Origin of the sequence: Roseivirga seohaensis subsp. aquiponti (assembly GCF_001267955.1) — a bacterium.
GTDB classification, from domain to species: domain Bacteria; phylum Bacteroidota; class Bacteroidia; order Cytophagales; family Cyclobacteriaceae; genus Roseivirga; species Roseivirga seohaensis.
Genome location: NZ_JSVA01000009.1, coordinates 182,751 through 192,752 on the forward strand (window position 1 = coordinate 182,751; position 10,002 = coordinate 192,752).

Consider the following 10,002-nt stretch of genomic DNA (forward strand, 5'->3'; position numbering starts at 1 on the left):
AATATTATTATTTATCTGTATATATCAATGATTAATACTGTAATTGTAGATTAATTTTTGTTAATCCAACTCTATTGATATCAGAACATATCAATAGAAGGTTGAGATGAGTCATATAAACTAATCTATATAAATTGTGCTTCGGAATCTACCTACTAGTCACTCGGCAAAGCCAAGCGACTGTTAGGTTGCTTTTTAACCGCAAAGAACACGAAGTTTCGCGAAGGTGGTATTGGGTAATAGCCAACAAGCCAAGTCATGCTGTAAGCATCCTTTTCAGTAACACAAGGAGAAAAGCTATCTTGTAAAGCGTGAAATTCCGAGATTTCGGAATCTACGAGGTGACTGAAATAGTAGATTTAACCGATGTTAGACTGCTTCGTGCCTCGCAGTGACGCATCGGCTTACTTCCCCCTAAAATAAGCCATCACAATATCCCTAACATCGTTTTTAATACCGTTGAAATCTGGAGGGGCGATGGCTTGGTTTTGATAATCTTTGATAAACTCAAGGTTGGCTTCGCCACCGCTGAGTACGAAATCAGGAAGCGCCATTTTATAGGTTTTGGAAGTAGATAGCTTTTCACCTTTGATGTACCAACCATCTGCTTTCTTTTCAGCATTGGCCAATTGTAAATAACCACCAATACCTACATTGGTTACTGTGCCGGTTTCTAAAATGCGTTGTACTACATCGCCCTTTAAATCTACTACTGAAATGCCACCTCCAAAAGGGAAAGACCGAAGGATATCGTACTCGGTAATGGTACCAGTAAGCTGATCGTCTAGGCGAATGGAGCCACTATTAAAAATAGCCAAATCGGCTTTGGGTACAGCGAATAAAAATGCCTCGGCTGTCATAATTGGGTAATTGGTGGGGCGATAGCGAATACTGCTTTCGCGCCCATCGAGGGTGTCGGTGGTAGTCATCACAATTTCATTGGGCGTATAACCCATTGCCGCCATACTCTCATTGGAAATGTTCACCCATTTGTCTACTAAGGCTTTTACTTCAGTATCTTCCAATATGCTTTCATTAATAGGGATTAGCTCGGAAGTAATACTGGTTTTACCTGTGACTTTATTGTAACTCACCGTGTGCACATATACTGTTTTAGCATTAGCATCGGCTTTGGTCATTAGCGTATTTCCGAAAGTATATTTCATGTTGGCGTGGTCGTGACCTCCCAAAATCAGGTCGAGCTCAGGCACAAAATAAGTAGCCAACGAGTCGTCCATGTCTTCCTCTAAATGAGTTACGCCTACAAACACCTCCGCTTCACTTTTTATGCTATTATAAACTTCTCTCATCGACTCATACTTGTCGGTATAGCTAACATAATCCTTTTTAGTAAAGGGTACGGTACTACCAAAAAATGCAATATCCACTCCATCAATGGTTTTCATTATGTGGTTAGGAAAAGGCTGGCCGTTCTGTGTCCAAGAAACGGTGTCATCATTTACAACATGAAAAACGTTAGTGGTGGTCCATTGAAACTTTGATTCTGCAATTCGCTTGATCAGTTCATTCTCTTTAATGTCGAACTCGTGATTACCTGGTACAACAATATCAACACCCACGGCATTCATCACCTCTACCATCTGTTTGCCTGCAATTTTTTCTCCTTCATAAGTAAGCGTACCAATTAAAGAAGGGCTTACAAAGTCTCCTGAAAGAATGGTAAACACATTCGGGTTTTCCTTCAATAAATTTTTTCTCACTGTGGCTACACGCGCCATTCCACCTACTTTGCCTCCTTCTAATGGAGCAATTTCATAGACATCATTCATTTGTAAAACAATGAAATCTACCGTGTCCGAAGATTTCTTAGAAGAACATGAACTAGAAAAAATAAAAAAAACAGACAGGAAAAAAAGGGAAAGTCGTTTCATGAAGATGCGTTTTTAAACTTGCAATAAAGTTAGTAAAAATGAAGTTTAAAGCCGTAGACTTTGGAATACTTAAAGTGAAAGGTGGGGTATGGCAAAGCCTAAATCGGGGTGGAATCACAGTCTTCTTTTAGGCTACGGTCTGACCTTCGGTACCGACCGATTACACAGGAGACTATTCTAAGGTCGGCACCGAAGGTCAGACCATGAATATTAATCTTAGGGCTTACTTTATGGTTCGAAAGGTCAAATTCACTCGGCAAAGCCAATTAGAAAGTCACCCCTATCCAGTCAATTCATCGCAATAAAAACCTTGGCTGGTCAATATAGTAATAACGGTTTCGGGGGCTACTTCTTCGGTTTCAACCCGTAAGATTTTATCGCAGTCTTCTAGGTCAAAATTCCACTCTTCGCTAGGCAATAAGATATTCAAAAATGAGCCCACCTGCCGTACTTCTTTTTTACTGGCTACGGAAGTTTTAAAAATATGAACCATGGTGATTGTTGTTGTATAGTTTGAGGTATTCTGATTGTTAATCGTTTATCAGTTCTTCGTAAGTTGTTTTGAGGTGCTTGCGAAGAAACTTAACGGCATAATGTTTTCTTGAAAGCAAAGTGTTGATGGAAATTCCTGTAACTGCTGAAATTTCTTTTACAGGCACCCCTTCCAATTCAGTCAATTCAAAGATTTCGCGTTGTTCAATAGGCAGCTCCGTAAGCGCAAGTTCTAGTTCTTCCCACATCAATGACCGTATATAAACATTCACCGGACTGTCCGCTTCATCTGTTTGGGGAAATAGCGAGGCAATCACACCTTCCGAATCATCGCCATCGTGTTCCATGAAAAGAGGCGCTTCCTTTTTTTTCTTGCTTTTATTCACAATCAAGTTTCGGGCAACGCGAAATAGCCAACCAGAGATATTCTCAATAGGATTATGCGTGGTGTCCATAGTTTTCACGAACTGAAAAAACACATCCTGAGCAATATCTTCAGCATCTTCTGTAGAAGGAACTCTGTTCTTGATAAAAGAGCGGATTCTCGGCTGATGTTCTTTAATCTGCCTTTCTACATTTTCCTTATGCTCAGTTTTGCTCACGGTCAGAACCATCGTTTTCTTTTACGTCTGAATCGGAAAAACAATCATTTTTATGCTCCATCCATTGCGCGAACTTTCTTTTTTTGAACCATTCTTTACGTTCCTCTGAACTCATGGTCTTCCATTCTTCACGACCTTTTAAGTCACTCCATTTGTGTTTATGAGAATGTTTCTTTTTACCCCCAATTCCTGAAAAAAGTATTCTTGAAAGGATGAAGAGTCCTAAGGCCTGCCAAAAACTAATGGCGGTCAAACCAAAAATTTCTGGCATTAACCAGTTCCATAAAAGCATGATTACGGAACCAAACAAAAACAACGCTGCTGCGCCAAATACAGGGAAGAAAATGTACTTGTACTTATATATAAATTCTTTCTTTCTCATTTCAATCATTAATTATGTTCTCTTGTATAGGTAGACAAATGAGATAGAAAAATATTTTAAGTGAGCGATATTTTTTTTGAGAATTGGAGCAAAATCACCCAGTGCGACTGTATAAAAAATGTGGTTCAAATAGGCAGACCCTGAAACGCCCCGAAGCTTCGTGGGTGTCTCAGCATCCTCTCAAATTACTGGAGAACCAATTGGATTTATATTGAATTAAAACGGACAGAGTTCTAGCAGTCATAGTGAGTCACAGGTTCGGAGAACCTGCGATAGCGACTGAGTAACTATAGACTATAATCTAACTTCTAATATCTATCCTCTAAATTTAACCTGCCCAACCATCTCTATCTAAGCTGCGGTATTGGATGGCTTCGGCCAGGTGCTCAATTTTTATTTCTTCGCTGCCGGCTAAATCGGCAATGGTGCGGCTTACTTTTAGGATTCTATCATAGGCACGGGCAGAAAGCCCCAAACGCTCCATAGCGGTTTTTAAAAGCACCCTTCCTGCATCGTTAATCTGGCAAATGTCTTTCACCATTTGCGAAGGCATCATGGCATTGGAATGTAGGCCGTGGTCTTTCAATCGGGCAGTTTGAATAGCGCGGGCTTTGATTACCCTTTCTCGAATAGCAGCACTGTCTTCGGCCCTTCGGTTTTCTGTCATTTGGTCGAAGGAAACTGGCGTTACTTCTACATGCAAATCAATGCGGTCCAGTAATGGTCCACTGATTTTATTGAGGTAGCGCTGCACTTGTCCCGAACCGCAAACGCAATCTTTTTCTGGGTGATTGTAATAACCGCAAGGGCAAGGGTTCATGCTGGCAATCAGCATAAAGTTGGAAGGAAAATCTACCGAAACCTTGGCGCGAGAAATGGTCACTTTACGTTCTTCCAAAGGCTGACGCATTACTTCTAAAACAGTGCGTTTGAACTCTGGCAATTCATCCAGAAAAAGTACTCCATTGTGCGCCAAAGAAATTTCTCCCGGTTGTGGGTTTCCACCGCCACCCACCAAGGCTACATCGCTTACGGTATGGTGCGGAGAACGGAAAGGTCTTTTAGTAACCAAGTCGCCATTGGCAGTCAGTTTACCCGCTACCGAATGTATTTTGGTGGTTTCCAGCGCTTCGTACAAACTCAGTGGAGGAAGGATAGACGGAAGCCTTTTCGCCAACATGGTTTTTCCTGCGCCAGGTGGACCAATCATGATGACGTTATGACCACCCGCTGCTGCAATTTCTAAAGCACGTTTGATATTTTCTTGTCCTTGAACATTCGAAAAATCCGCTTCATAGTCATTCAAATGGGTGAAGAACTTATCGCGGGTATCGTATTCTAAAGGCTCAATATGTCGCTTTCCTTCCAGAAATTCGATGGCCTCAATCAGGTTGCCTACACCAATTACATCAAGGTCGTTGACGATGGCCGCTTCATTGGCATTTTTGCTCGGAAGGATAAAACCTTTGAAACCGTTATTTCTGGCCTCAATGGCAATAGGCAGCACACCTTTAATCGGACGAAGATTTCCATCCAAGGCCATTTCGCCCATAATGAGGTATTTCTCTAATTCTGGGGCATTGATTTGGTTAGAAGCGTTCAACACGCCCAAAGCGATGGGCAAATCGTAGGCAGAACCCTCTTTCTTGATGTCGGCTGGAGCCATATTGACCACCACTTTTTGGCGTGGCATGCGGTAATCGAAATGCTTGAGGGCAGATTCTATGCGATGCTCACTTTCCTTAACAGCGCTATCGGGCAAACCACTGAGCCAGAACTTAGTGCCTTGCACAATGTTCACTTCAATGGTGATGATTCTTGCATCTACACCATGTACAGCCGCTCCGTAGCCTTTACTCAACATCTGTAGTTCCTTTTTCTATCAGTTGAATAAGTATGTGAATTACTTTAATGTGAATTTCCTGAACGCGGTCGGCATAGCCCATGTGTGGCACACGAATTTCTACATCGGCCAGTTCTGCCAATTCACCCCCATTTTTCCCCGTAAGGGCAATAACTTTCATTTTTCGCTGCTTGGCCACTGTGGCTGCGCGAAGAATGTTCTTAGAGTTGCCGCTGGTGCTAATCGCCAAAACAGCATCGCCCTCGCGTCCCAAACCTTCGATATAGCGAGAGAAGATAGATTCGTAACCGAAATCGTTTGAAACACAGCTGATATGGCTGGGGTCTGAAATGGCAATGGCAGGCAAGGCCCTTCGGTTTTCGCGGTAACGACCAGTCAGTTCTTCAGCAAAATGCATGGCATCACAGTGCGAACCACCATTGCCGCAGCTGAAAATTTTACCGTCATTATTTATGGTATCTACAAAGGCTTGAGCGGCCTTTTCTATGGCTTCAATGTTTTGTTCGTTATTCAGAAAGTTTTCTAGCACTTTGGCGGCTTCCTGTAATTCTTGCTTAATCAGACTATAATTGTCCATGTTGAAGAGGTTTTAATCGAATAAAGGGAATTATAAGAAATATATCAATGTAATCTGAAATAAATCTAAATGGATTGCATGTTGATGAGCTTAGTATACACTCCGTTTTGTTGCAATAAAGTTTGGTGATTACCTCGCTCTACAATTTCACCTTTTTGCATTACCAAAATTTCATCGGCATGCTGAATGGTGCTCAATCGGTGGGCAATCACAATCGAGGTTCTGTTTTTCATTAGGTTGGCCAAAGCTTCCTGCACCAGTTTTTCAGATTCAGAATCGAGTGCCGAAGTGGCTTCATCCAAAATCAATACCGGTGGGTTTTTCATTACCGCACGGGCAATGCTCAATCGTTGGCGCTGACCACCAGAAAGCTTTCCGCCTCGCTCACCAATATTGGTTTCGAAACCATGTTCCAAATCCATGATGAAGTCGTAGGCATTGGCAATTTTGGCGGCTTGCATTACGTCTTCCAGCTTGGCATTGGGCATGGCAAACGCTATGTTCTTAAATACGGTGTCGTTAAATAGAATTGACTCTTGGGTTACAATACCCATAAGCGCACGTAACGATTCGGCCGTTACGCTTGTAAGCGGATGCCCGTCAATTAGAATTTCGCCATCTGTTGGGTCAAAATAGCGAGGAATCAAATCTGCCATGGTCGATTTTCCGCCACCAGAAGAACCTACTAAAGCCACCGTTTTCCCTTTTTCCACCGTAAAGTTGATATTCTTTAATACCGTTTCTTTGTCGTAAGCGAAGCTCACATTTCGGAACTCAATTTTATCATTGAAACCTTTTAGAACAGTAGCATTCGGTTTGTTTTCAATTTTTGGTTGTTCATCAATCAATTTAAAAATACGATCTGCTGAAACGATACCGCGCTGAATGTTACTCAAGGACTGAGAGATACTTTTTGCTGGATTAATAATTTGGCTGAACACGGCAATGTAAGCCAAAAGCTCACCCGCTTGTAAGCCACCTTTTTCGTTTAAAACGAGTGTTCCACCATAAACCAAAAGGGAAGCCACTACCACAATACCTAAAAACTGAGAAACGGGCGATGCCAGTTCGTTCTTACGCGCCATGGAAATGTTGATTTTTCGGTATGTCATGGTTTCCTTTTCGAAAAGGTCGTCTACATAATCTTTGGCATTAAAACCTTTGATAATGCGCATGCCAGAAAAAACTTCGTCCATCAGGTTCACAATTCTACCTAATGACTCTTGACTTAGTACGGCCTTTTTCTTTAACTTCTTTACAATCCACGAAATCAGAAAACCCATAACAGGGAAGAAAACCAAAACGAATAAGGTTAGCTGAAGCGAAGTAGCTAAAAGAAAAGCCACATAAATAATGATGGTGGCAGGTTCTCTAAAAAGCACTTTAATAGAGCTGACCAAAGTGACTTCAATTTCCTGAATATCGTTCGTCATACGCGACATGATGTCGCCTTTTCTTTCACCAGAGAAGAAGTTCAAGTGAAGGTTAGTGGTGTTTTTAAATACTTTGGTTCGAATTTTTTGCACCACATTGGCCTTTACAATGCCCATGGTGACATTTGAAAGGTAAGTGAAGAGGTTGGAGAGCAAGGCCGAAATGGCGATAATCACACTGACATAAATCAAGCTACTTGACTTACCGTAGGTATCGCGCAGGTAAATCAGTTTTTCGTAGAGAATGCCTTTAAGCTGATCTAAAAAGCCAACCTGATCACCAACAGTCGCTACAGGGTCAAGTCCTTCCTTTGTGTTTTCAAATATGATACTGAATAAAGGCTCTAATAAAGCCAAATTAGTTAAGCTGAAAATGATGGCCAGCGTGGCAAACAGAAAGTACTGTGGGAAATGCTTATGGTAAGGTTTGGCAAATGCCAGAATTCTCCGAAAAGTCTTCATAATTCAATTTCGGCCAAAGTTAAATATAAATAATGGGGAAAGCCCGATTTCAAAACTCGTGTTGGCGCTTGGCCAAATTCCAACGAAGTGAGGCACTAATGGTTGTGCTGTTTAAGTCGCGAGCCGCCAATTCGCTATTAAAGTTCCTTTGTAATAAACCCAAATCGAAAAACACGTTATGCATAAGCGTGTACGACCCTCTTAATTCGATGTACATGTTTTTAGCATTTGCGCCTTGCCCAATTTTGTTGCCCGAAGTAGACGCGCGGTCATCCGTATCGGCCAATACGTTTCCACCATAATTTACGCCATCGCCAAGGTCTTCGCCCAAATCGGAATAAATGATTTTACCTACCACTGAAAGTCTTTCCAAAGGCTGGTAGCGACCTACTAAAACCAATTCTTGAAAATTCGCTCCTATTGGATGCGCTAATGGATTTCTGTAATTAGAGTAACTATTATCAAATTCGCTTTGGTAGAGGTAAGGGCGAGCAAAATTAAGTTCTGCCTGTAAGTCGAGATTAGAAACACCAAAAGCATCGATACTTTTAGCGCCAAGTTGTATGCCGTAGCGGTTTCTCCAGCTGCCTTCACCAGCGCGAAGATCGCCAAGTACAAATTCGTCTAACAGAGCTTGGCCGTAAACAGAAATTCCTTTTTTCACTTTCCAGTTAAAATCTAGCCCGAGCAAAACGTTATCGGGGCTGCCTTCCTGTAGTTCTACGGCTCGGTAAAAAATAATGGGGTTAAAATAGGCCAATGTGGCATTCTCACTCATTACCGATTCAAATAATCCAATACTGAATTTTGGCGTAATATTTAACCCTAAACGGTGAAAAGCCCAGAACTTTTTAGGATAATCGCCATCACCAGGAAAACCCCTGCCGGTAAACGCGATGTCCGCTGTGAGTTCAGAAAACATGTTAGTGTACTGAAAAGGCCCTACTTGAGTATCGATTTTCAAGAAGAGATAAGGGCTAGAGAAATCCGAAAGAATCATGGAGCGGTGTCCGTTGCCTATAAAGTTCTTATCGTAACCCGCTTGTACTTTTATGCTTTTGGTTAAGCCGAAGGTAAAATACCCTCTTGCGTGAAAAAAGTCATAACCGTCATCTTTAAACTGTTTCCATATTCCCTCATTCGGAAAGGCCATTTGTGGGCCACTTATATAGTTATTCACATAGGTAGGAAACTGTGCCTGTGTAGTGCTTATGAAAGTATAAAAACCTATTTTTCCATCTATTGAGCCTTGCACTTCTGCGCCTCTTGTGTTAGTGTAAATAACGCCATCGGTTTCTGAGTCTTTTCCGCCAGTAAAATCAAAAACCGGGTTAATGTGTATGGTAGAATTTCCTCCTTGGTAATAAAGTAAGTCCGACTTCTTAGTGTAGAAGACATCCCACCAATTTTTATCGTTTTCTATGTATTCCGAATCAGTAAACTCCCAATTGTCGTTCATTAAAAACTCGAAATTAAATTTATCTTGTTCCGAAAAGTTTGGATACTCCTCTTTAATCGAATTTAAAAATACCGCTAAGTTTTCTCGGCTTACGGGTTTAAAAGTCGTTTGGAACTCTTTGGCCTGCTCAGGAAATTTGGCTACAAAGCGATCGATGATATGGTAATAATCTCGATTGTAAGGAATTAAACTGCTTTGGCTCAAAGCCGAAACTGTAAAGAATGTAAGGCAGAGAAGTAAAAATAGCTTTTTCATAGGCGTATATAGCTGCTGCAAGATAAGCACTGCTGCGGTACAGATGGTTTAATTTTAGGGAAAGCTTAAAAACATCAATAATAAAGTAATTATATTTGTGAAATCGACTGTGGCTCACTACATTTGCAGTCCTTTTTGAGGGAAGTACTAAGAATAGCGTTATGAAAAAAGAAATCCACCCTGAATATAAGCCAGTTGTATTTTACGATACTTCAAGCGAGTTCAAATTTATGACGAAGTCTACAATGACTTCAGGAGAAACCATTGAGTGGGAAGATGGAAACACTTATCCATTGATTAAAGTGGAAGTTTCTTCTGCTTCGCATCCCTTCTACACTGGTAAGAAATTATTTGTTGATACTGCAGGACGTGTTGAGAAGTTCAACAAGCGTTACAAGAAGTAATCATCAATTTTGTCCCGTCCTAAATAAGCGATACAGTTTTACAAGGATAAATATTAATAGCCAATGGGTCATGACCCATTGGCAATTTTGTTTTTATAGCTTTTGATTTTTATAGTTTTTTGTCTGTGCATTAAGTTTGGCGTTTTCATTGAACAGCTCAAGTGAGGCCTTTCTTCATTG

At 41.2% G+C, this 10,002-nt stretch carries 9 protein-coding genes; 1 reads left to right on the top strand and 8 read right to left on the bottom strand.

Features of this window, described 5'->3' with window-relative positions:
• Window positions 1-404: 404 nt before the first annotated feature.
• The 8 genes from OB69_RS09490 to OB69_RS09525 all read right to left on the bottom strand — a co-directional run bounded on the left by OB69_RS09490 (window position 405) and on the right by OB69_RS09525 (window position 9,418).
• Window positions 405-1,892: a bifunctional metallophosphatase/5'-nucleotidase gene (locus OB69_RS09490; RefSeq protein ID WP_053223482.1), complete on the bottom strand. Its 1,488-nt coding sequence runs from the start codon at window positions 1,890-1,892 to the stop codon at window positions 405-407.
• A gap of 280 nt (window positions 1,893-2,172) precedes the next feature.
• A complete protein-coding gene (locus OB69_RS09495) occupies window positions 2,173-2,385 on the bottom strand; it encodes a hypothetical protein (protein ID WP_053223483.1) in 213 nt (70 codons plus the stop codon).
• 37 nt (window positions 2,386-2,422) lie between these two features.
• On the bottom strand, window positions 2,423-2,998 hold the full coding sequence (locus OB69_RS09500; RefSeq protein ID WP_071426756.1) for an RNA polymerase sigma factor: 576 nt from the start codon (window positions 2,996-2,998) through the stop codon (window positions 2,423-2,425).
• On the bottom strand, window positions 2,973-3,368 hold the full coding sequence (locus OB69_RS09505) for a hypothetical protein (protein WP_157608535.1): 396 nt from the start codon (window positions 3,366-3,368) through the stop codon (window positions 2,973-2,975). The genes OB69_RS09500 and OB69_RS09505 overlap by 26 nt, the downstream gene beginning before the upstream one ends.
• 328 nt (window positions 3,369-3,696) lie before the next feature.
• Window positions 3,697-5,232, bottom strand: coding sequence for a YifB family Mg chelatase-like AAA ATPase (locus OB69_RS09510; RefSeq protein WP_053223485.1), 1,536 nt, complete (start codon window positions 5,230-5,232; stop codon window positions 3,697-3,699).
• Window positions 5,222-5,809, bottom strand: a complete 588-nt coding sequence (lpcA, locus tag OB69_RS09515; protein ID WP_053223486.1) for a D-sedoheptulose 7-phosphate isomerase — start codon at window positions 5,807-5,809, stop codon at window positions 5,222-5,224. The genes OB69_RS09510 and lpcA overlap by 11 nt, the downstream gene beginning before the upstream one ends.
• Window positions 5,810-5,874: 65 nt before the next feature.
• Window positions 5,875-7,704 (bottom strand): ABC transporter ATP-binding protein, encoded by a 1,830-nt coding sequence (locus OB69_RS09520; protein WP_053223487.1) that lies wholly within the window; start codon window positions 7,702-7,704, stop codon window positions 5,875-5,877.
• A 49-nt stretch (window positions 7,705-7,753) separates the two neighbouring features.
• Window positions 7,754-9,418, bottom strand: coding sequence for a hypothetical protein (locus OB69_RS09525; RefSeq protein WP_053223488.1), 1,665 nt, complete (start codon window positions 9,416-9,418; stop codon window positions 7,754-7,756).
• Window positions 9,419-9,579: 161 nt separating this feature from the next.
• On the opposite strand from OB69_RS09525, the gene OB69_RS09530 reads away from it, so the two are divergent.
• Window positions 9,580-9,822 (top strand): type B 50S ribosomal protein L31, encoded by a 243-nt coding sequence (locus tag OB69_RS09530; RefSeq protein ID WP_053223489.1) that lies wholly within the window; start codon window positions 9,580-9,582, stop codon window positions 9,820-9,822.
• The last annotated feature ends 180 nt before the right edge of the window (window positions 9,823-10,002 follow it).